At 45.1% G+C, this 23,359-nt stretch carries 18 protein-coding genes; 9 read left to right on the forward strand and 9 right to left on the reverse strand.

The window, feature by feature from the left end:
* Positions 1-808: 808 nt before the first annotated feature.
* The 5 genes from PK654_RS01855 to PK654_RS01875 all read right to left on the reverse strand — a co-directional run bounded on the left by PK654_RS01855 (position 809) and on the right by PK654_RS01875 (position 8,080).
* Entirely contained in the window at positions 809-3,871 is a 3,063-nt protein-coding gene (locus PK654_RS01855) for a tetrathionate reductase subunit A (RefSeq protein WP_271697378.1), read from the reverse strand.
* On the reverse strand, positions 3,859-4,572 hold the full coding sequence (locus tag PK654_RS01860; protein WP_271697379.1) for a 4Fe-4S dicluster domain-containing protein: 714 nt from the start codon (positions 4,570-4,572) through the stop codon (positions 3,859-3,861). Before PK654_RS01860 ends, PK654_RS01855 begins: the two co-directional genes overlap by 13 nt.
* Positions 4,573-4,584: 12 nt before the next feature.
* Positions 4,585-5,358 carry a formate dehydrogenase subunit gamma gene (locus PK654_RS01865; RefSeq protein WP_271697381.1) on the reverse strand — a complete coding sequence of 258 codons (774 nt, stop codon included), beginning with the start codon at positions 5,356-5,358 and terminating at the stop codon, positions 4,585-4,587.
* Positions 5,359-5,796: 438 nt separating this feature from the next.
* A complete protein-coding gene (locus PK654_RS01870) occupies positions 5,797-6,372 on the reverse strand; it encodes a TetR/AcrR family transcriptional regulator (RefSeq protein WP_271697383.1) in 576 nt (191 codons plus the stop codon).
* A 154-nt stretch (positions 6,373-6,526) separates the two neighbouring features.
* On the reverse strand, positions 6,527-8,080 hold the full coding sequence (locus tag PK654_RS01875; RefSeq protein WP_271697385.1) for an alanine/glycine:cation symporter family protein: 1,554 nt from the start codon (positions 8,078-8,080) through the stop codon (positions 6,527-6,529).
* 830 nt (positions 8,081-8,910) lie between these two features.
* On the opposite strand from PK654_RS01875, the gene PK654_RS01880 reads away from it, so the two are divergent.
* The gene (locus tag PK654_RS01880; RefSeq protein ID WP_271697387.1) at positions 8,911-10,512 is read left to right on the forward strand and encodes an EAL domain-containing protein; all 1,602 of its coding nucleotides are present in this window, start codon (positions 8,911-8,913) and stop codon (positions 10,510-10,512) included.
* A gap of 69 nt (positions 10,513-10,581) precedes the next feature.
* Here the strand turns inward: PK654_RS01880 and PK654_RS01885 are convergent, their stop codons facing one another.
* Entirely contained in the window at positions 10,582-11,505 is a 924-nt protein-coding gene (locus PK654_RS01885) for a LysR family transcriptional regulator (protein WP_271697389.1), read from the reverse strand.
* Positions 11,506-11,644: 139 nt separating this feature from the next.
* Between PK654_RS01885 and PK654_RS01890 the strand changes: the two genes are divergently transcribed.
* The 8 genes from PK654_RS01890 to PK654_RS01925 all read left to right on the forward strand — a co-directional run bounded on the left by PK654_RS01890 (position 11,645) and on the right by PK654_RS01925 (position 18,738).
* Positions 11,645-12,124, forward strand: coding sequence for a TRAP transporter small permease (locus PK654_RS01890; protein WP_271697391.1), 480 nt, complete (start codon positions 11,645-11,647; stop codon positions 12,122-12,124).
* Between the two features lie 2 nt (positions 12,125-12,126).
* Entirely contained in the window at positions 12,127-13,425 is a 1,299-nt protein-coding gene (locus PK654_RS01895) for a TRAP transporter large permease (RefSeq protein ID WP_271697393.1), read from the forward strand.
* A gap of 107 nt (positions 13,426-13,532) precedes the next feature.
* Complete coding sequence (dctP, locus tag PK654_RS01900; RefSeq protein WP_271697395.1) at positions 13,533-14,537, forward strand: TRAP transporter substrate-binding protein DctP; 1,005 nt, start codon at positions 13,533-13,535, stop codon at positions 14,535-14,537.
* A 119-nt stretch (positions 14,538-14,656) separates the two neighbouring features.
* Positions 14,657-14,965: a (2Fe-2S)-binding protein gene (locus PK654_RS01905; protein ID WP_271697397.1), complete on the forward strand. Its 309-nt coding sequence runs from the start codon at positions 14,657-14,659 to the stop codon at positions 14,963-14,965.
* Positions 14,952-16,403: an NAD(P)/FAD-dependent oxidoreductase gene (locus PK654_RS01910; RefSeq protein WP_271697398.1), complete on the forward strand. Its 1,452-nt coding sequence runs from the start codon at positions 14,952-14,954 to the stop codon at positions 16,401-16,403. The genes PK654_RS01905 and PK654_RS01910 overlap by 14 nt, the downstream gene beginning before the upstream one ends.
* A complete protein-coding gene (locus PK654_RS01915; RefSeq protein WP_271697399.1) occupies positions 16,393-17,508 on the forward strand; it encodes an NAD(P)/FAD-dependent oxidoreductase in 1,116 nt (371 codons plus the stop codon). The genes PK654_RS01910 and PK654_RS01915 overlap by 11 nt, the downstream gene beginning before the upstream one ends.
* Positions 17,509-17,549: 41 nt before the next feature.
* Positions 17,550-17,897, forward strand: coding sequence for a RidA family protein (locus PK654_RS01920; protein WP_271697400.1), 348 nt, complete (start codon positions 17,550-17,552; stop codon positions 17,895-17,897).
* Between the two features lie 199 nt (positions 17,898-18,096).
* The gene (locus PK654_RS01925; protein WP_271697401.1) at positions 18,097-18,738 is read left to right on the forward strand and encodes a helix-turn-helix transcriptional regulator; all 642 of its coding nucleotides are present in this window, start codon (positions 18,097-18,099) and stop codon (positions 18,736-18,738) included.
* 74 nt (positions 18,739-18,812) lie between these two features.
* Here PK654_RS01925 and PK654_RS01930 read toward each other — a convergent pair whose 3' ends face one another.
* From PK654_RS01930 to PK654_RS01940, 3 genes are all read right to left on the reverse strand, one after another.
* On the reverse strand, positions 18,813-19,937 hold the full coding sequence (locus PK654_RS01930; protein WP_271697402.1) for an aminotransferase: 1,125 nt from the start codon (positions 19,935-19,937) through the stop codon (positions 18,813-18,815).
* A gap of 35 nt (positions 19,938-19,972) precedes the next feature.
* Positions 19,973-20,935: an ornithine cyclodeaminase family protein gene (locus tag PK654_RS01935; RefSeq protein ID WP_271697403.1), complete on the reverse strand. Its 963-nt coding sequence runs from the start codon at positions 20,933-20,935 to the stop codon at positions 19,973-19,975.
* A gap of 213 nt (positions 20,936-21,148) precedes the next feature.
* A complete protein-coding gene (locus PK654_RS01940; RefSeq protein ID WP_271697404.1) occupies positions 21,149-23,005 on the reverse strand; it encodes a methyl-accepting chemotaxis protein in 1,857 nt (618 codons plus the stop codon).
* Between the last annotated feature and the right edge of the window lie 354 nt (positions 23,006-23,359).

Here is a 23,359-nt window from a genome sequence, read left to right on the forward strand (position 1 = left end):
TATGTTAATGTGGCTTAATGCTTTTATGCTAAATTGTTAACGTTTAAATATTTGATTTTAAAGGTGTTTCACATTTTTGGTTAACGGTTTTTCTGCTTGTTTATAGAATGACTAGAACTAAGTATCGGATTCTGATTTACTATTTTTTATATAACTTGGCGGCTGATCAAAAAAATATGTCAGTTAGACTTCTGCTATTCGATAAGCGGTTTTGATCCCAGAATAATTAATCAATTCTAATTATTATATAAACTGGGGTGTTAAATGTTTGTATATATTTTGCGGATATTTTTTGTGATTTTATTCTAAGCTTTCAGATTGTCATTCAGGTGGAATTAGTATTTTGGCTAAATTTTGCATTAAATCTTAATTCTTATAAGTAAAAATCCTCCCTTGTGAATATTGTGCGGATATTGATTCAAAATCGTAGATATTGTTACCAGTTTGAGTAACAAGAGAGCTGAATAATCGGGCATTTACTGCCCAAAAACGGCCAACGGGCGTAGTAAAAGTTTTGCTTAGTTTTAGCGGCTAATTTAGGGATTTCATCACGGATTTTGGTCACTCAGGAAGGTGGGAAAACAGCTTTTTACCCAGTGGTAGAAGTATTTGCAGATTTTGCAGTGCGGATCAAAAATTTGTGGCTATAAGCAACCAATTGTCCCGTTTCGCTGCATCTATTTACTCTTTAACCCTGCTGGTGGAGTCCTTGTGAGAGTCTGTCATAGAGAAACTGCAGGAAATAATTAAGCAGAATACTGATAAAAATAGCGCCACACTAAGGTGGCGCTGAAGAGAAGGGTTAAGTTTATACCTTCTCGATTCTTACCGGCGTGCCGTGACGTGCTGTTGAACCAAAGGTCACGTCCCGGTACAAGCTGGCACCTTTTCGGGTGGGGTCAACAGCATTAAAGGCATTGACCGCCATACCACCGCCTCTTCTGGCGATGCCTTTCTGGGTTTTACCGTCTATAGTGATATCACTGGCACCGAATGCTGTGTGTCCGAATCCCAGCGGAACAACGATACAGCCCATAGCGACAGTGTCGTCAGCCTGAACTGTCCCTTCAATAAAGGTCCCTTTCGGTGAGATAACCCTTGCGGTATCACCGGTTTTTAGTTGATATTTACGCGCCTCTTTCTGGTTGATCTGGATAAAGTTCGACTGACCCAGAGCCGTGATTCGATCCAGCGTGACGGAGTAGGGGCTGCGTAGCTGATGTTTAAAAGTAGAGAAATAGAATGGGTATTCCTCTTCTTTCCATAGGTCACGGATAGCTGTTCCGTCCCAGAATCTCTGTTTATCGAACACAGGTAAACCGTCCAGGTACTCTCCGGTATGGAAGTTGGTGATATGCGCCAGTCCTTCGTTATAAATCTGGAACTCAGCATCCCAGCGCATCATTTCGTTGAAGAACTCCCCCTCATAACGGCTTTCGACTGGGTAATACCTGCCGCCACGGGTAAACAAGAACTGAGTCGGGCCAACCTCTTCAGGTTTAAGTTTTTGTTTAAGAAGCGGTGTGATTCGATCCACGCTGGTAAAGCGGATATCCTCTTCTGTCGGGACAGGTAGTGCTCCGTCACTGTGGGCAAGGTTAGCCAATACAGGGATATAGTAATCTTCAGGGGTATGGATTGCTTTAGGTTGTCCGGCAGCGTCTTTAAAGGCGTGATCACCGAAGCCGTTCAACTGAACACCTTTGGCAATATCAATTAACAACTGTTCCATGCAGATACGGTTGCCCTCTTTATTGAGCGGTGTTCTTGGAGTGATGACAGGAAATGAAACCACGTCTCCCATCAGCTCACTACCCCATTGGCGTGAAGCCCCCCACTGTTCGTACTGAGCCAGATCCGGAACGAAGTAATCGGCATAGATATTGGTTTCGCTAAAGTAAGGATCCGTTGCAATCATCAGCCCGAGTTTTTTCGGGTCTTTAATAGATTCAACTACCTGATCCGCTAAACCAGAGCAGGCATAAAGCGGGTTATTAGCCCATGCAATCCAAGCCTTAAAGTGGAACGGGTTGCCATTGGCATGTGCGACCAGCAGTTCACCGGCATTATCCTGAATAAAGGTTTCGTTCCATGGCTGATCGGACGGGAATGGTTCAACGCCTTTGGCCAGCTTCTCTTTATACTCGTTACTCTGACGGTAATCTCCCGAGCGTTCCGCATTAAATCCGCTCAGGTGTGAATGTTCGAACGCCATCATATCGTACAGGGGAGAGCTGTTCTCATAGCCCATACTACCGGTATGCAACATGCCACCCTTGGCGTTATGGGCAGCAACCAGCGTTGCCAGCATAATCATGGCAAAGGCAAACTGCCCGCCATCACTTGCGTTACAGCCGGTATTGGTTTCTATAGAAACCTTACGGCCATGAGAGCTGAACTCATGCGCCAGTTGATTGATCTTTTCTACCGGGATCTGACACTCTTCGGAGTACTCAGCCATGCTGTGCTGATTCACCCGCTGTTTCAGTAGCGAGAACGCACTGGCTACCTGAATACTCTGACCATCTTTAGTTGTGATCCGGCCTTGGTAGTCAATATCACAAGGCTCACTACTTTCAGCACTAACAAGCTGTTTGCTCTGAGCATCTATCACCATTTTTGTTTCAGCACTGCCCACTCCACATGCTTCTGCTGTGAGGAACTTACGGTAGAGCGGATGACTGCTATCGGTAACCACAAGGTACGGGGCGTTGGTGTAGTTAATCTCACCGGCTTTGTTTGCCCCCTCCTGACTGCATGAAGAGAGATAGGTTTTGTTGTAACGCTTGTTGTTAATGATGTATTGCATCATGGCGTGCATTAATGCGGTATCACCACCGGAGCGGATTGGCACCCACTCAGCTCTGTCGGGAGTTGAAGAGCTGCTGAGTGAGCGCAGGATAGGATCGATAACCACATATTTGAAGTCCGGGTTTTCTGTGCGGGCATCTGCCAGACGCTTTGAGGCAGAGTTAAGGCTGATGCCGCTCAGGCCGGGGTTAGTGCCGATAAAAATAGCAAATTCACAGTGCTCAAAATCTGTTGTAGGAAGCGCTCCGCTATTGGCTCCGTCTTCAACGCCTAATGCACAACCGGCAACTTGCTGGTGGCCGCAATAGGAGTCTTTGTTACCAAGGTTTGGTGTTCCCCAGCTTGCTTCTGAAAAGCGCTTATAGAAATCCCAGCGGGCAGGATCTTCCGAACAACCTGTCATTAAAAGCTGGTTCTTTTTCTGGCCAAAATCGGGATAGGCCGGATTAGCAAGGTTGTGGTCATCATGCAGTTGTTTCAGACCGTCTACATGGCCTTCGCCGAACAGATCTCCCCCTTCAACGACTTCTTTTATAAGTTGCTCGTACGGAATGGTTTTCCACTGATTTTCGCCACGTTTACCTACCCGTTTAAGGCATTGAGTCACCCGTCGGGAATCCGTGACGGCATCCGGAACGGCGTTGCCTCGTCCGCATAAGGTTGATCTATTCTGGTTACCCTGATCTCCGCTCAGGCGAAGCATGGCTTCCTGAGGTGAAACCTCCATGGCGATCGGATCACCTGATTGAGTAGAGAGTGCGTAAGGGTTACCGCATACGCGCAGGATTTGATCGGTGTTATTGTCGACCCGGATACGGGCGCCGCATACGTTGTAGCAACCAAAACACTTGGTGAATGCAAAGCGTTGATCAGGGTTGTTGGTCAGCTTATTGTCTGCTCCCAGAACAAACTCAGGTTGTGCACTCAGGGGAGCGTAGTGACTGATTTTTTGCTGGTTTTCTGCTGCTTTTGTTTCCGGGCTACCAGCAATGCCACCGGTAATGGCGGTGGCGACACCCGTTTTAAGAAATTGTCTGCGATCCATAATTAGCGCTGCCATGTAAGTTCTGAATTAAGGTTATAGGGAGTGTTGCTCTCTTCGCGGCTTAAACCTATGTAGAAAACATTCGGTTTGGTGTTCTTATCTGACTGAAGAACAAAAGCCTCGTTGCTTTGCAGCAATTTAGAGATCTCACTGTCAGGATCTTTTAGATCCCCGAACACACGGGCTCCGCCGGTGCAGGTTTCAACACAAGCCGGGAGAAAACCCTGTGAGGTTCGCTGAATGCAGAAGTTACACTTATCTACTGTGCCTGTTTTACTGTTGGTGAAGCGCACACCTTCATAAGGGCAGGAATAAACACAGAAGTTGCAATCGATACAGCCGGTACTGTCTACCACAACAATGCCATCTTCTTTGCGTTTAAAGGTTGCCCCTGTCGGACAGGTTTTGGTGCATACCGGGTTTTCGCATTGGTTGCAGAGTAGTGGCAGATTGAGAACCAGCTCTTTACCGTCTACCTTAGTACTGCCCTGAAGTACCTGAGTTCTGTGCTCATCCGGTGTATTTCCGTTTTCCAGACTGCAGGCCGTAACACAGGCTTTGCAGCCGTTGCATCGCCTGAGGTCAACCACCATGGCCAGTTGTTTGTTTTTTTGCTCTGAACTGCCGGCCATTACACCCGCAATGACAGGAGAAGCGGAAACTAATGAGACACTTGTTCCGCCAGCGAGAAGCTTAATCGCTTTACGTCTATCCATCTGTTTTCCGTCTTATTGTTGATCTTTCTTGAGAGAGTTGTACCAGAGGTTATGGTGCTGTTTTGCCCAGTTCTCATCGCATTTTCCGCTGAGCATATTGCTCAGGCCGCCTTCGGAAATCACCGTTGCCATAAAGATATGCACAACAGCAAAAGCACCAACGATCATTGCTGAAATCAGGTGGATGCTGATAACCATTGGCGCACTGCTATACGAAGGTGCAAGTTGTGGAAAGAACAGCATCAGGCCGGTAACAGAGAGTAATACAAAGTTAATGGCAAATACCCAGAACCAGAGTTTTTCACCGCCATTAGCAAAGCCCGCATCAGGGTGCTGTTTATGCGCTGAATTGATATAGCCGCCGGCTTTTTTAAACCAATCGATATCATATTTTTTGAATAGCTGTTTTCGCCACCACATACTGATCATGATGATGGTTCCGGCAATAAACGGAAAAACCGCCAGCTCATGAAGCGTTGAGGCGGTTTTGACTGCGCCTGCCCAGGCGGAGCTTCCCGGTTCGAACAGTACTTTTCCCGCTCCGATAACAATGCCGGAACCGATCAGTATCAGACAAGGTATAGCACCTAGCCAGTGAGCCACAACACTTGGCAGAGACCAGCGCTGGATCTGTTTACCGCTAAACCCTTTATCGAGCTTAGAAGTGCCGTTAATCAGGACAAACAGAGCCATCAAAACAATGACTCCGGCGACGCTGGCGACCAGCAGCCACGGGATAGTAGGTTGGCTGGACAATATATCCAACCATATAGATGATTGATTCATAAAATAAACCTATGCTTACAGTGTGAAATAAATACAAACGATACAGACAGTTACATCCTCCTTATCTCTATATTCTGCACCCTGGGTTTGGAATCTTGTTAAATTTAAGTTACCAATGGTAAGTGGGTTTTTATGATATTTTTTCTGACCGGAGTAATTTTTAATCTTTATAAATTACTATTGGTAACTTATTGTGTTTGCGGATGTTACCATTGGTAACTTGTTTGGTTTGTGATATCGATTGTGTTTTATTTGCTGGAACAGAAAACTGATAGTTTTGGCAGTAATTAATAAGATTTTATTGATTTATGTCATAAGAGACAGGCGGAAAAAGAACTTGAAAAATATAGAACGACTGAAAGGGAGGCGTTAAAAGGTTCTGAGCAGAATGAGCAAAGTGCTCAAAGATGCTTCAGGTATAAACAGAATAATCGCGTTTTATTGACTTGAAATCAGACGATAAATTTCTCTGTTCAGAAACGAAAGGGCAGAATCCTTAGAGATTTGTTCAGATAGCACGGCACTTCCCACCGACTCTATCAAGCCATACACAGCAACAAGTTTTATCCTGTTTAGATCGTTTTGTTCAGAGAGTGGCAACTGGAAGAGATCCGAGTAGGCGTTGGTGAAAAACTGCTGAATATCTTTAGAGAGTGTTGAATTATGCGGGTAGCCTTTTAGTGCTGCCACGGTTAACTCGTATATTTCGCCATTTTTCATCATACAGTTGATATATGACTCACACAGAATAGCGATAGTGTCCTGAACTGAGTTGCTTTTTGTCTCTTGTGCTAAGCGAATAGATTCAATCAGCCGGATATCTATATTTTGATAAATTTGTCTGAGCAGGTTCTCTTTACTTTCAAAATGATTATAGGCGATAGGTTTAGTGACCCCGGCTTCTTCTGCCACTCTGGCTAGTGTTAAAGCGTCAGTTCCACGTTCCCTGATAATGGAAACAGCAACAGAAAGGAGCTGTTCTCTTCTTTCATTTTTTAACATTCGCTTTGGCATAAGAGGACCCGAATAATCATTAAAGTCTGGCGTGATTGTACTGAGGGAAGTATACGTTTCGCTATCTGACGATACAAGAGACTAAGGTGCTGTTTTGAAAGAGGCAGAAAATAAAAAGGGCTCGTTAATACGAGCCCTCTCAGAGTAATGGTTTTTATGAATTTGCCGGCTGTTCTACAACAGAGACTTCTTCATCGCTGTCTGCTGTCGGAGCTTTGCCAGTTCTGCGCTTATACTTCTCTTCCCAGTAGTCTGCGCCTTTGATGCCAAGTTTAACAGGGTTAAACAGATACTCTTTTACTCCTTTCTTCTGCTGCTCTTCATAGTCTTTCAGTGCCTTGATAGCAGGTTTAGACATAAAGAAGATAATCAGAATACCACCGATGTTCAGCCAGGCCATCAGACCTACACCAACATCACCCATTGCCCATGCAAGGTTTGCTGTCTTAACGGTGCCGTAGAATACGGCTGTCATCAGCACAACTTTAAGAGCAAACATCAGGCCGTCAATTTTGAAGGTGCGGCGGATGTAAGCGATGTTTGTTTCAGCAATATAGTAGTAAGCCAGAATAGTGGTGAATGCGAAGAAGAACAGCGCAACAGCAATAAACGGTTTACCAACACCCGGTAGGGCACTTTCAATCGCAAGCTGGGTAAATACTGGGCCGTTTGCGCCAATATCAGCAGCAAGGTTCTGTACAAGGAATGCACCTTCTGCACCGCCGTGTACGTTGTATGCGCCGGTAATCAGGATCATAAACGCTGTTGCTGAACAAACCAGCAGAGTATCGATGTAGATAGAGAAAGACTGAACCAGACCTTGTTGAGCCGGGTGATCAACACTTGCAGCTGCCGCCGCGTGAGGACCTGTACCCTGACCAGCTTCGTTCGAGTAAACACCACGCTTAACACCCCAGCCGATAGCAGCACCAAAGCCAGCCATAGGAGTAAATGCATCGCCGATGATCATAGCGAAGATACGAGGAACTTCACCGATGTTTAGCAGGATAATAACGAAAGCAGTGATGATGTAGGCCAGTGCCATAAACGGAACAACAATTTGAGTGAAGTTCGCGATACGTTTAACACCACCAAAGATGATGAAGCCAAGGATGATAGCTACAACAGTACCAGTGAAGATCTTAGCAAAGCTGAAGGTTCCGATAGCAGTTTCAATCATTGCGCCCGAACCAAATGCAGCTTCAACAGCGTTACCGATACTGTTTGACTGAACACCCGGCAGAAGTACACCACAAGCAAAGATAGTTGCGATAGCAAAGATCCACGCATACCATTTTTGCCCCATAGCTTTTTCTATGTAGTAAGCCGGACCGCCACGAAATTCGCCTTCATCCTCTTCTTTATAGATCTGAGCAAGAGTAGATTCAGCGTAGGCTGTTGCTGCACCAAAGAAGGCAACAACCCACATCCAGAATACTGCACCCGGGCCACCGAAACCGATAGCAGCAGCAACACCGGCAATGTTACCAGTACCAACTCGGCCAGAAAGTGAAACGGCTAGTGCCTGAAAAGATGAGATGCCTTTGTTGGAGCTTTTACCGTTGAGCAGTAGTCGCCACATTTCGAAGAAGTGACGGATTTGCACAAAGCGAGTAATGATGGAGTAGAAAAGACCAGCGCCCAGACATAGGTAAATTAATACCGGGCTCCAGATAATCCCATTCAAAAAATCAACTATCGATTGCATGATTATTTCCCTGTTTGAATGAATGACATGGTGAATTTGTAAACTGCATGTTATTCGCTTTGTAATGCGAATGTTAATAAAAAGTGTCAATTTAATGTTTTTTGCGTGATCTGGAGCGCATAATGTTAAAATTATGTAACTTTTTTACTGCTTTGGAGTGGGTTTGGCTTGTGAAGTGCCTTTTTGTTAGGTATTAGCTACTTAATTAGTGTTTACTAAAGTGTCTAGGTGGATATATTGAAATGCTAAATGCTATATAAATATATAAAAAACAATAGTATATGATTTTTTCTTATAGTGGATTTTGTTAGGGGATATTTCACTAATATTAAGTTAATTAAACAATAATCTATATAAGGAATCCTATTTGGTTATATGAAGCTGAAATGATTGTATTATTAATTTATATCTATTTTTTGTGCTGCTATATGGATATTTTTATACTTAATTATCTGAAATGGTTTTAAGTGTTAGTTTTTTCTATGTTTGATTTGTGTTTTTCTCAAATGTTTATGTTCGTTAATAAATAACGCTTTTCAGGCTGGCGGCTTTGAAAATTAAAAAGCGGATTTTTAAACAGATTTTCCGTTTCGTTTAATAAAATATTCCCCGGTAAAGAAAAGTTGTCCACTAGTATCGCGACAGTAGATTAGAGCAGAGGTTTGTTCGCTCTGTTTCATAGCGGATAAGAAAAAAAGATAGCTACATCAAATTGTTACTTGTTGTCTAAAGGGGAAGATTGACTTGCTTTGGATTTGTGACTAGTTTGAGTTTGAAAGATAGAACTATAAATAACAAAACAATGTCAGTGACAGGTTGCCATTATATAAATGACTAACAATTCCTACAGCAGGTCTGAGTCCGGCCGTTTCTTTTCCAACCTGAAGAGAAGGGTTGATTTTCAGCTTGTTATCATCTTTCTGTTTATTGTACTGCTGGCGGGTATAAGCTCTTTTTATATGGCTAAACGTCAGGCATTTACCGCCAGCCAGCGTGCCCTTTCAAGTGTTGAAGCTCATTTTGATAACATCCGCAGTGAGCTCGCTTATCTTTTGCAGCCAGATAATGCAGGGCTAAGCTGTGCTGATATTCTTACTGAGCTAAGAAGAAACGTTTTTCATTCTGATACCATAAAAGAGATTGGTCTGTTTGACAGACAGGGAAGGATGTACTGTGCCAGCAATAGCAGTGCGGTCTCTTTTCAGCTGTATAAGACCATTCTTGAAAGGCTGGATGAGCATTCAATTACGCTCTCTTACACCCGGACAAAGTTCAGTAAAGAGAAGAGTGTTATGTTGCTGTTTACCGGCCCGGCTGAGAAAGGCGCCAGTATTGTTATTCCGCCAAGATACATCATTGATATCGTACGTTCTGCAATAAAAAGTGATGTATTACGCTTTGATATTAAAGTGATCTCTAGAAGCCTGATGATGGAGAGTGATAAAACGGTTCTTGACATATTTCAACAGAAGTCTGCTATTTACCCGTTAGAGATAGAAGTGAAAACCGATGCTGACTACTATCTGGATTACTTCCTTGCTCATTTCTGGAAAGCGATAGTGCTGGCCAGCCTGCTGTCTGCATGGTTTTTATATCGCCGGCAGAGTGAAGTTTCTACCTACAGTCTCGAGCACTCTCTGGAACAGGCTATTGAGAACGACTACTTTCAGCTTAACTATCAGCCTATCGTTGAGTCAGATAGTGGCAAGTGCATCGGATGTGAAGCACTTTTGCGCTGGAATGACCCTATCCGCGGGAGTATCTCTCCGGCCATTTTTATTCCCCTGGCAGAAAAAGTCGGCATTATTGAGCAACTAACGCATCTGGTAATTGTTAAGACCTGCCAATTTATGCAACAGCATGAAGAGCTGTTAAACAGTCGCTATATCAGCGTCAATATCAGCCGTAGTGTGATTCTGAAACAATCCTTTATGGATAAATTACTGGCTTATCTTGAGTCGGTTCCGCAGTGTCTGCCTCAGCTTGTTTTTGAGATAACGGAAGATAATAACTTCTCCAGAGAAGAGTTGGTTGTGTTGAAACGTAACCTGACCACACTCTCTTCATACGGAATAAAGATAGCAGTAGATGATTTCGGTACCGGTTATTCAGGTCTTAATTTTATCCGTCAGTACCCTTTCAGCGTTGTGAAAATCGATAAGGTGTTTATTAAGAGCCTGTATGACGATTCCAACGTGATCCCCTTGCTCGAATCTATGCTGATGATTGCAAACAACCTTGGTATGAGTGTCATTGTTGAGGGGGTAGAAGAGGAGTCTCAATTGAAAATACTCCGTTCAATAGGCTTCCAGTATATTCAGGGCTTCTACTTTTCCAGACCATTAGCAGAAGATGACATCTTGCCTTATCTTCTTGGAAACAATGGTGTTATAAGCGAAATTTCTGAAAATCTGCCCCTTTTTCAGGAGTGATTTTTTCAAAGTGACGGCTATACGGATAAATCGGCAACGCCTTTATAGAGAGTTGCCGTTTTGTCGGGTTTAGGATGCGTTAAATCTGCGATCAATTTCCAGAAGGTGTTGATGAAGTATGTCGATAAATGCTGTGGTCAACAATGAGGCTGGGCGGTGAGACGGGGTCAGTATCCCGACCGAAAGATTTATTTTGGGCGTAAATGGACGGAAAGTCAGCTCCGGGTTCTGCATCTTATATTCAAAGTAGCTATCAGCGGTCATGGGATCACAGATTGAGTAACAGAGCCCTTCTTCAACCAGTTTTAGTGCCGGCTGGAAGTTTCTCAGCTCGAAGCGGGCGTTAAATTTGGCTTTATGTTTTGCAAATGCCTTACGGGTAGCAAGCAGGTTAGGGTGCTCTTCCTGAAGGGTCGCCAGCGGCTTTCCGCAGAGATCTTTAGGGGTAATTTGCTTTTTCTTTGCCAGCGGATCATCGACACGCATGGCGCAGACACATCGCATATCTATGGGAATGCTTGAAATAGCACTGTTTGGTGCCGGCAGTTCCGCCAAGCCTAAATCATACTGCTGCGATGCTACCCACTCTTCAATAACTGACGAAGCTCTCATCATTATTGAGACTTTCACCTTGGGTTTTTCCTTAACAAAGTCCGCAACCAGTCTGGGAATCAAAAATTGTGACGAAGCTGGCATACAGGCAATTCTTAACTGACCTTCTTGTAAGTTGCTCAGCTCTTGCATGGTGCGGGATGTGCGCACTAAACGCTCTAAAATAGCTTCTGTTTCAACCAGAAAGTAAGAAGCTTCAGGAGTACGGGTCAATCTGCCCCTCTGACGCTCGAAAAGAGCCAGGCCTAATTCCTCTTCAAGGCTTGAAATCATTGCGCTCACGGCCGGTTGGGTGCGGTTTAAAGTGCGGGCAGCATCAGAAATGGAACCGGTTCTCATCACTTCACGAAAGGCTTGCAGCTGTCGGATACTTAAATTCATTACATTTCCTAGGGTTAAACAGAGTTCTTATCGAACCTATAAATTTTATTTATAGAATTATTATTTTTATTGTTTTGATTTTATATTTTCGAATTGTAACACTGTTAACAATAAAATAACAAAAGGGCAATGAAAGAGAATGAATCGATTTGTGAGCCTGTTGCTCACTGGACTAATTTGCTTGGTCGCTTTAGGGCAGTTTGTACAGGTAATAACACGCTACGTGCTGGAAATTCCGGTGATGGGGCTGGATGAAACTCTACTCTATCCAACCTTATGGCTATATGTATTGGGGGCTGCGAATGCTTCGCGTGAAAACTCCCATATCAGAGCCAACGTTCTGGATATCTTTCTGCACAGTGAAAAGCAGAAAACCATACTTGCCATTATTGGTGAAACCATCAGCCTGATCATTGGATCATGGTTAATTTACTGGGCCTGGGATTTTACAAAATATTCACTTCGGGTCTGGAAAGAGAGCCCAACACTTTATATCCCAACCTTCTATGTAGACGTTGCCCTCTTTGTCGGACTTATTCTGATGATGGTTTATACCGCCATCCATCTGGTTAATCACATACGTAGTTTATCTACTCCGGAAGTATCTAAGGATTTATAACAATGGTTGAAATAGCATTATTAGCCGTGGCTGTTCTGGTCATTTTATTAACGCTGGGTATTCCGTTGCCTTACTGCTTCGGTGGTGGACTAGCTGTCATGTATTTCCTTGGTGATGTCACCATGAAGGGAAATATGCTGTGGGGCTTTCAACAGCTCGGAAACCCTGTACTGCTCGCAATCCCGCTGTTTGTACTGGCCGGTACCATAATGAGCGTCAGCGGGATAGCCGCCAGTTTGCTCCGCTTTGTTAACATTTTTGTCGGCCATTTACGTGGTGGTCTGGGTGTGGTTGCAACCGTGAGTTGTGCACTTATCGGTGCTATCTCCGGCTCCGGCCTAACTGGTGTTGCGGCTATCGGTCCGCTGCTGATCCCTGAGATGGAGAAGCAAGGTTATCCGAGAGCGTATGCGACAGCATTGATTGCCAACTCGTCACTGCTTGGCCTGCTTATCCCGCCAAGTGTGACAATGATTGTTTATGGCTGGGTAACAGATACTTCTATTCTGGCTTGTTTCCTTGCCACTCTGGGCCCGGGTCTGCTGATTATGGCTAACTTCTCAGTTGTGAATATCTGGCAGGCACGTAAGTTCCCGCTGGTACTTGAAGACAGACCAAAAGGTGCAGAGTTTGTTGCTGAGGTCAGTAACCGTGGTCTGAAGGCGACACCAGCACTACTGATGCCGGTGATTATTCTGGGTGGAATCTACGGCGGTGTAATGACACCGACTGAAGCTGCTGCTGTTGCGGTTATCTACGCCATACCTGTCGGTTTCCTTATCTATAAGGGACTGGATATCAAAACATTCCTGGGTGCAGGTAAAGAAGCCTCTACTTCGGTAGGTGCCATTATGCTGATGATTCTGTTCAGTATGATTCTGTCGCAGATGTTTGTTTTAGAGAGTGTTCCTCAGGAGCTGGTGGAAGCCATCTTCTCAATTACAGATAACAAAGTTGTTCTGCTGATTCTGATTAACTTCCTGCTGTTCTTTGTCGGCATGGTCGTCAATGACGTAACAGCGATTATTTTGATTGCACCACTACTTCTGCCTCTTATGCAGGCGATCGGTATCAGCCCGATTCAGTTTGCGGCAATCATGGGGGTAAACACCGCGATGGGAGGAGTGACTCCGCCATACGCATCCATTCTCTATTTAGGTGCCCGTGTCGGTAATGTGGAAGTCACTAAAGTGATTAAGCCTGCATTGCTACTGATAGTAACGGGTTATCTGCCAGTGGTATTCCTGACGTCGTTCTGGTCAGACTTATCACTATTCCTGCCTGCTTTCTTTGGTTATTAACAGACCGGACTAAGTAACACAGGAAAAATTAATACTCTAACCGATAACAATAATGGCAGCAGGATTGCAGCCGAAACGTGAAACACAAGTAACGCAAGGAGAACCTTATGCAAGGTGTAACAGTTAAAAAAGCGATTATCGCAAGCCTGTTAGCAGGTGCTATGGGGCTGAGCGGAATTGCTCAGGCAAAAACATTAAAGATCAGCCATATCCGTCCACAAGGTGCGATTATTGATCTGGAACTGAAAGAGTTTGCCAGTGATGTAGCAAAAGAGACAGATGGCGATCTTAAGATCAAGATCTTTGCAGCCAGTGCGCTGGGTGACTACACAACCGTACAGGAGCGTATCTCAGTAGGCGCTATTGATATGGCGGTTCAGCCTGCCGCGACAGCCGCTTCACGTCAGATGCAGATCAGTGCTTTCCCTTATGTAGCGGAAAACTGGGAACAGGCTCGTAAGATCTACGGACCGGGTGGTGCTATCTACAATGCAATGAAGGAGCTGTATAGCAAGCAGGACATTACTATGCTGGCAGCGTACCCGGTTTACTTTGGTGGCGTGGCACTAAACCGTGATGCCGTTTCACCGGGTGATCCATCGGTTTCTAAAGGTATCAAAGTTCGTGTACCGGGTATCAAGAGCTTCCAGCTGACCAGTGACGCCCTTGGCTATATCAGTTCTCCAATCCCGTTCTCTGAAGCCTTTACTGCGGTTCAGACTGGTGTGGTAGATGGTGTGATTGGTTCTGGTGCAGAGGGTTACTACGCCTCTTTCCGTGATGTAACTAAGACTTATATCCCTGTGAACACGCACTTTGAAGTGTGGTACATGATTGTCAACAGCGAAACGCTGGCGGATCTGGATGATGCTGAGAGTAAAGCCCTTGAGGAACAAGCGGTTAAGTTTGAGCAGAAACGCTGGGGCAAAGCTGAAGCGGATCAGGCTGATTACGAGCAGAAGTTGGCTGACTACGGTGCCTCTATCGTGAAACTGACTGATGCTCAGCTGTCTGATGTTGCTAAGAAGGTACGTACAGATGTATGGCCTCAAATCCTTAATGATGTTGGTGCGGAGTGGGGTCAGAACATCCTGAACCAGATCGAGAAGTAATTCCGCTCACCAATAATTTTCACTGTTAACTTTGCGTTGTGCTGCCAGCAGATAGTCCCTACTTGCTATCTGCCGGTTAAGCACGCGCTTTTTAAGCCAAATTCAGCTTGGAGTATGAGATGTTTCGGGTTCTCTCAACAGCAAAATCAGACTATATCCCAATAACAATTAACGGTACTGATTATCAGGTGCCACAAGGGATTTCTGTCTGGACGGCACTGGCTCTGCATGATCAGACCATAACGCGGTTAGCCCCGGTAACAGAGCAGAAGCGTTCAGCTTACTGTGCAATGGGTGTCTGTTTTGAGTGTCTAGTGGAAATTGACGGAATGCCAAATCAGCAAGCCTGTATGAAGACGGTTGTATCAGGAATGGTGATTTGCAGACAGCAGATTACCGAAGCAACGGTCAGTGATGTACCAGAATAAAAAGGCCAGACAGATGAAGAGTTACGATATTGCCATTGTTGGTGCAGGGCCAGCCGGAATGCAGGCTGCAATTACCGCTTCTGCAAATGGTGCCTCTGTGGTTGTCATTCATGATAAGCCTGCCGCCGGCGGGCAGATATACCGCAATGTCAGCAACAGCCCTTTGCCTGATATTGCTGTCCTGGGTAAAGATTACAGCAAAGGTGAATCGCTGGTAGATGAGTTTAACCGCTGTGATGCTGAGGTGATTTTTAACGCCAGTGTATGGCATGTCGGAGATGACGGAGAGGTTCTTTACTCCGTTGATAACCAGACGCAATCTTTGCAAGCCAAAGAGATTATTGCTGCGACCGGAGCAATGGAGAGGCCGTTTCCCGTTAAGGGCTGGCATCTGCCCGGAGTTATGTCCGCCGGTAGTGCTCAGGTGATGTTAAAGAGTGACGGGCTGGTAAAAGACGATGCTGTTTTTGTCGGCAGCGGACCACTTCTGTATGTGATTGTGGCTCAGTACCTTCGCTTAAGCGTAAAAGTAAAAGCTGTAGTGGATACCACAGAGAAAGCCAGTTATCTGAAAGCGGCGACTAAAGCTGCAGACAGTTTTGCCCAGCCAGCCATGGTGGCAAAAGGGCTTACCCTACTGAACGAAATCCGGCGTTCCGGCATCCCTTTTTATCGCTTTGCCGAAGATCTTCAGATCAGGGGTAAAGAAAAGGCAGAATCGATAAGCTTCCGTCAGGGACAAAAACAGCATGAGATAGAGTGTGAACACCTGTTTTTGCATCAGGGGGTTATCCCGAACCTCAACCTTACCCGTGCATTAGGGCTGGAGCATAAGTGGTGTGAGCAGCAGCTATGCTGGCATCCGGTTCTGGATAAGTGGGGGCAGAGCTCTGTGTCCAATATTTCTGTTGCCGGAGACGGCAGCGCAATTGTCGGTGCTGACGGTGCAGAGTATAGCGGTATTGTCACCGCGGCTAACCTGCTACACAGGTTAGGCAAAATTTCCAAATCATCCCGAGATTCAATGGCAGGCGAACCCCGCCGCACCCTTGAAAAGTTAAATCGTTTTCGCCGCTTTATTGATGAGCTTTACCGGCCATCAGAGCAGCATAGAGTGCCGCAGGCCGACGATATTGTTGTCTGTCGCTGCGAAGAGAGAACCGTTGCGGATCTGAAAATTGGTTTCCAGCAAGGTGCAGTTGAACCCAATGCCCTGAAAGGCATTACCCGCTGCGGAATGGGACCATGTCAGGGTAGGCAGTGCGGTCACACCGTCAGCGAGTTGCTGGCAAAGTGGCAGAACAAACCGGTGGCAGAAATTGGTTACTACCGTCTTCGTTCTCCTATGCGCCTGCTGACGCTGGAAGAGCTAAGCCATTTTCAGCACAAAGAACCAAACTCTCAACCCCTTAGTCAGGAGGCAGACCATGAAGCTTGATGTGATTGTGATTGGTGGTGGTATTCAGGGCTGCTCAACGGCCTACCACCTTGCCCGGCAAGGGGTAAAAGTGGCAGTTATTGAAAAAGATCATGTGTCCAGACACGCCTCTGGTGTTAACGCCGGTGGTGTACGGGTACTTGGCCGTCATCCGGCTGAGATAGAGCTGAGCCTTGCTTCCATGCAGCGCTGGCAGACACTAGATGAAGAGCTGGAGGGCGATACCGGATTCAGGCGGCGCTCATTGATCAATATCGCTGCTGACGAAGCGGATGTGAACACTTTGAATGAACGCCAGAAGATGTTGAAAGAGAAGGGCTACAGCCACGAAAAGATTCTGGATCAAAAAGAGTTAAGGGAGCGTCTGCCTCATGTAAATCCTGTTTGTGTCGGCGGTGTGGTTTCAGAGAATGATGGTTACGCCATCCCTTATAAATCTACCTTTGCTTTTAAAAACGCCGCCCTTCGTTTTGGTGCGCAGTTTTATGAAGGCCACTGTATTCAGAAGATCAGAAAAGTGGGCTACTCGTGGCTGGTGAACAGCGATACTAAGCAGTTCGAAGCGGGGCAACTGGTCAACTGTGCCGGAGCATGGGCTGACAAGGTGGCGGTAATGATTGGTGATAATGCACCTATGTCATACAGTGCACCTATGCTGATGATCACCGGCAGAATGCCGCATTTCGCCGGGCCTGTGGTTGGTGCGGTAAGCCGTCCTCTCTCCTTTAAACAGTTTGAAAACGGAACCGTACTGATTGGCGGGGGAGCAAAAGGCTTTGCTGATCGTGATAACAATAAGACACGTCTTGACTACAGCAAGCTGGCAGTAGGAGCTAAAAACGCCATCGAGTTTTTCCCCATTATGAAAACCGCTTCCGTTAACCGTATGTGGGCAGGATTAGAAGCCTATATGCCGGATAACCTGCCGGTGATAGGTAAGAGTGTCAGAAGTGCCAATGCCTATCACGCCTTCGGATTTTCTGCTCACGGCTTCCAGATGGGGCCGGTAGTGGGGCAGGTAATGAGCGACCTGATATTAACAGGTAAAACAAGCTTTGATCTTCAGGCTTTCCGTATCGACCGTTTTGAACGAAAAGTCTTATAAAGCAATATTTTATAAATAATAGAGTAAAGAGAACCAAATAAATGAGTATTGAACGAATTGATTCTACAGAACGTATGAGCCGTATTGTTAAACATGCCAACACTATCTACCTTTGTGGACAGACGGCCGGTGATGAAGCGTGGGATATTGCAGAGCAGACTCAGCGTTGTCTGGATAAGGTAGACGTACTACTGGAACAGGCGGGCAGCCATAGAGATAAGATTTTGTCTGTAACCATCTATATCCGTGATATGAAAGATTTCGCCGCTATGAATAAGGTGTGGGATGCATGGGTAGCCGAGGGTGAAAAGCCGGCAAGAGCCTGTGTAGAAGCAAGAATGGCGCGCGACTCAATTCTGGTTGAACTGTCGGTAATTGCTGCGCAGTAATATCAAGAAAGTTTTAGAGTAGTAAGCTGCTTTTCTTAGCGCAAAAAGTTAACAAGGTCTGGCATTAACGTCAGACCTTTTCTATATATGGCAGCTAATTCTGATTATGAGAAACCGGACTTAATATCCCGCTATACAAGCACTTTTCCCCTAGGTAGTATTCAGCTCAGATGTTGTAATAACCGGATGAGTAACAGATATGCCTCAGGAAAATAACGCCTCAAACGCTGAAATACTGCTACAACGCTATGCTTCGGTGGCAGATGGTATTGCGTTGTTGTTCTCTGATTATGTAGAGGTCATTATTCATGATCTTGAGAGTCAGAGTGTGGTGCATATCGCTAATAATATCTCTAAGCGGAAAATAGGTGATCCCTCTTCACTGGATGATGTCAATTTCGAGCAGACAGAAACGGTAATCGGCCCTTATGAAAAGCTCAACTGGGACGGTAAGAAGATCTGCTCAACCAGTACTGTATTAAGAGATGAACAGGGCAGTCCGATTGGTATGCTCTGTATCAATATGAATACCGCTCCGGTTCAGGCTGCTCAGGAAGCTTTGTCGCTTCTTCTGCCGATTAAGAACCTTATTCCTCAGCCGGAAAAACTGTTCCACGATGACTGGCAGGATAAAGTAAATAGCTATGTTCATAGTTGGCTTACAGAAAGAAGCTTGACCATTTCTTCACTCTCAAGACAGGAGAAAAGAGAGCTGGTGGCGGCACTGTATCAACAAGGTGCCTTTAACGGAAAAAGCTCTGCTGACTATATTGCCAATGTGCTTAGCATGGGAAGGGCGACCGTATTTAACTATCTGAGAGAGATTAAGCAGTCAGGTTAAAAAGTAATACGGGGTAATAAAAGAAGTCAGGCCTGAGCCTGACTTCTTCTGTTTTGTCGCTGAGAAAGTAACAGTTACTGGGTTATTTCAGCCAGAAACTCTGACACCTTCTCCAGACCATCTTTTAGTACCTGAGGGTTATTGGCATAACCGATTCGTACATAGCCTTCCATTTCAAGCACACTGCCCGGAGTAAACATAACGCCTTTAGATTCCAGTAGTTTGACGCAGAAATCACGACTGCTCATATCCAGATCGTACTTAAGTAGTGCAATGGTGCCTGACTTTGGTTTTACGTAGCTGATTAACGGCTCTTTCGCAATCCATGCATCCAGTACTTCCCGGTTTGTCTGGCAAATCTCTCTGCTGCGTTGCAGAATTTGATCGCGGCACTCAAGAGCGATACAGGCAAAATGGTCATCCAGCATACCGACGCTAATAGTATTGTAGTCGCGGTGGATAGTGACAGCATGGATGACATCTTCCGGTGCTGCGATCCAGCCCAGACGCAGACCGGCAAGTGAGAAGCTCTTAGACATACTTGCTGTACTGATGCCTTTTTCATACAGATCCGCTACAGAAGCGGTAAATCCGTCGCCGTCAGCGTCTGTTCCGCGGTAAACTTCATCACATAGCAGATAGGCATCACAAGAGCGGGCAATTTCAACTACTTGTTTAAGGAAGTCCTCATCCATTAGCGCACCTGTTGGGTTGTTCGGGTTGTTAATGGTGATCAGTTTGGTTTTTTCTGTTGCCAGAGACTTTAGTTCGTTCAGGTCAGGCAGAAAGTTATTCTCTTCCTTAAGCATAACAATCTGCACATCAGCGCCATAGCTTTCCGGGATAGAGTAGTGCTGCTGGTAGGTAGGCAGAACGGAAACCACTCTGTCTCCCGGTTCAACCAGAGTTTCATGGATCAGGGCGTTAGCGCCAATGGCACCATGAGTGATCAGAATATTGTCACGTTTCTGGTTTTTATAGATCTGAGTGATATTGTTTCTTAGCCTGTCGGAGCCTTCGATTGCTCCGTAAGTCAGCTTCATCGGCAGTAGTTCGTCAATAATGGTTTCACGCTTTCCTGCCATATCAAGCAGTTGTTCAACCGTAAGGGATTCAACGCAGGTTTCTGCCAGATTATAGAGACATGTGTTCTCATACTCATTCATCCAGATCTCAACACCGAACTCTTTAATTTTCATTTTGTTTACCTTGCTTATAACTGATTAAAATAGGGTTAATTGCCGTTATTAACGAGCTTCCAGATGCCGTTTGCTATGGCGACATCTTCAAGTCCTAAGCCGATAGAACGGAAGAAAACAGGCTTGTCATAGTCAGGAAGATCACACTGTTCACTCACCAGATCGGCAAGATCACCTTTGATCGATGAGCTTTGCCAGCCAAACTGCTCTTTAGCTAAACACATTTCTCCGGCACTTGCAGGTGTTGTCTGCTTGTAATCACAGTATACGTCTGCTTTGCCAAGAAGTTGCGGCGGAATTTCATGGGCATTAACCGCATTGGTGCTGATCGAGGTAATAAGTGCATCTGATTTGATCTGCTGTTCTGTAATTACCGGGCCGGCAGAAGAGGTACAAAGCATGACTACATCTGCACTTTCTGTTGCCAGCTCAGAGCTGTCGGCAACTTGTACACGAGGATCCAGACTACATACTTTATCCTGAAGTGCCGGGCTCTCTTTAAGCTCCGGTGCAAATACTTTAATGCTGCTCCACTCCCTTAAAGAGAGAACATGGCGCAGGTGCGCAAGGGCTACATTACCCGCACCGATTATCGCTAGCTGGCTGGCTTGTTTTTTAGCAAGGCAGTCAACGGCCAGAGCCGTTGTTCCCGCTGTGCGTTCAATGGTTAGTTGCCCTGAATCGCACAGAAGCAGTGGCAGACCTGTTTTCATCGACATCAGATTTGTCCATGCGGTAATAACAGGAGCCTGCTCAGTAACAATATAAGGAGAGAGTTTTGCTCCGTATACGGCTTCTTCTGCCAGTACACCAAGGTAGGTAATGTTGTCGCCTTTTCCTTCCGGAAACAGGGTTAATGTCTGTTCCGGTTGAACGGCTTTACCTTGCGACAGAGCGAGAAACAGCCCTTTCATTAAAGCTTTAACGTCTAACTGAGGCAGAAGTTGTTCCACTTCCTGTTGGTCTAATACGATTGGTTTTGCGGTTTTCTGGTTCATCTCTGTCTACTCTTTATACTTGATAGTCTAAATAATACTTTTAAGTATAAAATATACTGTGAAGTACAACATGTTTTCAGGATCTTTTCAGGCGGAGTGAGTTTCAGAGATTTTCAGGAGAGATAAAAACAGACCGACCGGTAACAGAGTATCTGCTACCGGCCGGCGTTTAGCTATTAACTAGCTAGCTTTTCAAGTTAAAAGAAAGGGTAATCAGAGCTTAAACTCATTGACCATCTGTTTTAAGTTAAGGGTCATTTGCACCAACTCTTTGTTAGCGACAGATAGTTGGTTTATCCCTGCAACTGAGTTGTGACAGATCTGGCTGATATCGGCCATATGGCGGCTTATTTCATCGCTGGTCTGGCTTTGTTGCTCTGTCGCCACTGCAATCTGGTTGTTCATATCACTGACTGTTTCAACTGAGTTGGTGATATTAAGTAATGCCTCATTGGCCAGCCTTGCCTGAGCAACCGTATCGTGCGCCTGCTTCTGGTTATTTGCCATCACCTTGGTAGCCGTTTCCGCATCGGCTTGTATGCCGTCAGTAATAGAGAGTATTTCCTGCGTCGCTTCCTGTGTTCTCATTGCCAGAGTGCGTACTTCATCAGCGACCACGGCAAATCCTCTGCCTGATTCACCAGCTCTTGCCGCTTCAATTGCTGCATTGAGTGCCAGTAAGTTGGTTTGAGCGGCAATCTCCTCAATAACCTGCAGAACACCACTGATGTCCTGACTATGAGTGACCAGTTTTTCTATCACATTGGTCGTGCTGCTGACATCGTTGGCGAGCAGAGTGACATTGTTTATGCTCGACTCAGAAACGGTGCAGCCCTGATGAACTTCGTGTCTGGCAGTGATAGCGGCTTCTTCTGCCTGAGTTGAGTTTTTGGTGATGTCCTGAACGGTAACATTCATTTCTTCGATAGAAGCGGTTATCTGGCTGATATCATTGTGCTGCTTATTGGCTCCCTCCTGAGTCTGCTGCATCACGGCAGACATCTCTTCTGTGGTTGAAGCTAACTGCTCTGTTGCTGTCGCGACTGTGGAGACAGTATTGTGAATTTTTCCGACAAAGATATTAAACGAACGGCCTAGCGTTGCGATTTCGTCTTTGCCTTTTTCATCCAGCCGGACTCTGAGATCACCTTCTCCCTGAGCGATATCATCCATAGTGACGATGACCTTACTCAGGCGGTTGGATATGGTTCTAGAAATTACAATCACAATCAATGCGATAGTGATGGCCAGCCCGAGACTTAACGTGGTCAGTATGTATTTGGTCTCTTCACGCACGGCGGCAATTTTACTTTCAAGTAATCCGGCCTCTTCTGCCAACATAGATTCAGTGGCTTTAATGGCACTTCGCAGATTACCTATAATGCCTTGTTGAGCGCTGAGCCCTTTCTGCTCTGATAAGTTGACGAACTGTTGGAAAGAAGTCTGGTACTCTTGTAGCAGAGAAGAAAGTTGCTGGCTGGCATACTGGTCATTTTCAACAGCGAGTCGCATTTCACTGAGCTGCTGATCAAATTTTTGTGCGTATTTCTTTTCAAAACGCAACATAAAATCTTTCTCATAATGACGCAGCAATAATAGCTGTTTTTCCAGAGCCAGATTATTCAGGCTTTGAGTCATGGATTGAATATTGTGCGCAGCTTTTCGTAATGTTCCGTATGCACCACTCTCTTCATCCAGCCCTATTTGCTGCTGAATGTTAACTAACTGCTCAAATCCCTGATTGTATTCGTTAAAGGCTGAAGTCAGTTGAGTAAGGTTTTTAAATTCAATATTCGTACTGTCTAATTTATCTTGCAGTTTATTCAGGCTTTCCAGCAGAACCTGAAAGTTATTATTGAATTGTTCGCTATATTTTAGCTCTTTGCGGGACAGAAAATCTTTTTCATTTTTACGTAAAGTAAGCATGTCTGCTTTTACTTCACTGACATACACAGACGCTTCTATAGAAGCTTCAATTTTTGACACCAGAGTATTGGCACTAATCATAAGAGTGACGAGCCCGGCTATGATTATTGCCAGTATCGCGTACAGCATTTGTTTGATGGACATTGTGCTAAAGCCTTTAGTTATTGACTAATTATTAGAGTTCTTATTGAGAAATTTGTTGATAAAGATTTGTATAATAAGGAATATTTTAGCTTTCATTAGGAGTGGTTTGTAGTCTTTTTTCGTTATATAAAATTAGTTCGATATAACGATTTAACAGGAAAAAGTAGTTGAAAGCTCTGCCGTCAAGATGTGATTTTAATAAGTGTTTTTTTAAACAAAGTATCGTTGCTGTTAATTAAGTTGCTTAAGCTGGTAAATAGAGGTGCCCATCAAGTTTTTGTTTTTTATTACAAGATATTATAAATACCCTTAATATCTATAAGCCAATTTATCAACAAAAAGGATTGTTGTATC

This window comes from Vibrio sp. SCSIO 43137 (assembly GCF_028201475.1).
Classification (GTDB): domain Bacteria; phylum Pseudomonadota; class Gammaproteobacteria; order Enterobacterales; family Vibrionaceae; genus Vibrio.

What these genes read in the sequence shown, in the direction of transcription:
- PK654_RS01855 (WP_271697378.1), bottom strand. Translation starts at nt 3,871, where the DNA reads ATGGCAGCGCTAATTATGGATCGCAGACAATTTCTTAAAACGGGTGTC.
- PK654_RS01860 (WP_271697379.1), bottom strand. Translation starts at nt 4,572, where the DNA reads ATGGATAGACGTAAAGCGATTAAGCTTCTCGCTGGCGGAACAAGTGTC.
- PK654_RS01865 (WP_271697381.1), bottom strand. Translation starts at nt 5,358, where the DNA reads ATGAATCAATCATCTATATGGTTGGATATATTGTCCAGCCAACCTACT.
- PK654_RS01870 (WP_271697383.1), bottom strand. Translation starts at nt 6,372, where the DNA reads ATGCCAAAGCGAATGTTAAAAAATGAAAGAAGAGAACAGCTCCTTTCT.
- PK654_RS01875 (WP_271697385.1), bottom strand. Translation starts at nt 8,080, where the DNA reads ATGCAATCGATAGTTGATTTTTTGAATGGGATTATCTGGAGCCCGGTA.
- PK654_RS01880 (WP_271697387.1), top strand. Translation starts at nt 8,911, where the DNA reads ATGACTAACAATTCCTACAGCAGGTCTGAGTCCGGCCGTTTCTTTTCC.
- PK654_RS01885 (WP_271697389.1), bottom strand. Translation starts at nt 11,505, where the DNA reads ATGAATTTAAGTATCCGACAGCTGCAAGCCTTTCGTGAAGTGATGAGA.
- PK654_RS01890 (WP_271697391.1), top strand. Translation starts at nt 11,645, where the DNA reads ATGAATCGATTTGTGAGCCTGTTGCTCACTGGACTAATTTGCTTGGTC.
- PK654_RS01895 (WP_271697393.1), top strand. Translation starts at nt 12,127, where the DNA reads ATGGTTGAAATAGCATTATTAGCCGTGGCTGTTCTGGTCATTTTATTA.
- dctP (WP_271697395.1), top strand. Translation starts at nt 13,533, where the DNA reads ATGCAAGGTGTAACAGTTAAAAAAGCGATTATCGCAAGCCTGTTAGCA.
- PK654_RS01905 (WP_271697397.1), top strand. Translation starts at nt 14,657, where the DNA reads ATGTTTCGGGTTCTCTCAACAGCAAAATCAGACTATATCCCAATAACA.
- PK654_RS01910 (WP_271697398.1), top strand. Translation starts at nt 14,952, where the DNA reads ATGTACCAGAATAAAAAGGCCAGACAGATGAAGAGTTACGATATTGCC.
- PK654_RS01915 (WP_271697399.1), top strand. Translation starts at nt 16,393, where the DNA reads ATGAAGCTTGATGTGATTGTGATTGGTGGTGGTATTCAGGGCTGCTCA.
- PK654_RS01920 (WP_271697400.1), top strand. Translation starts at nt 17,550, where the DNA reads ATGAGTATTGAACGAATTGATTCTACAGAACGTATGAGCCGTATTGTT.
- PK654_RS01925 (WP_271697401.1), top strand. Translation starts at nt 18,097, where the DNA reads ATGCCTCAGGAAAATAACGCCTCAAACGCTGAAATACTGCTACAACGC.
- PK654_RS01930 (WP_271697402.1), bottom strand. Translation starts at nt 19,937, where the DNA reads ATGAAAATTAAAGAGTTCGGTGTTGAGATCTGGATGAATGAGTATGAG.
- PK654_RS01935 (WP_271697403.1), bottom strand. Translation starts at nt 20,935, where the DNA reads ATGAACCAGAAAACCGCAAAACCAATCGTATTAGACCAACAGGAAGTG.
- PK654_RS01940 (WP_271697404.1), bottom strand. Translation starts at nt 23,005, where the DNA reads ATGTCCATCAAACAAATGCTGTACGCGATACTGGCAATAATCATAGCC.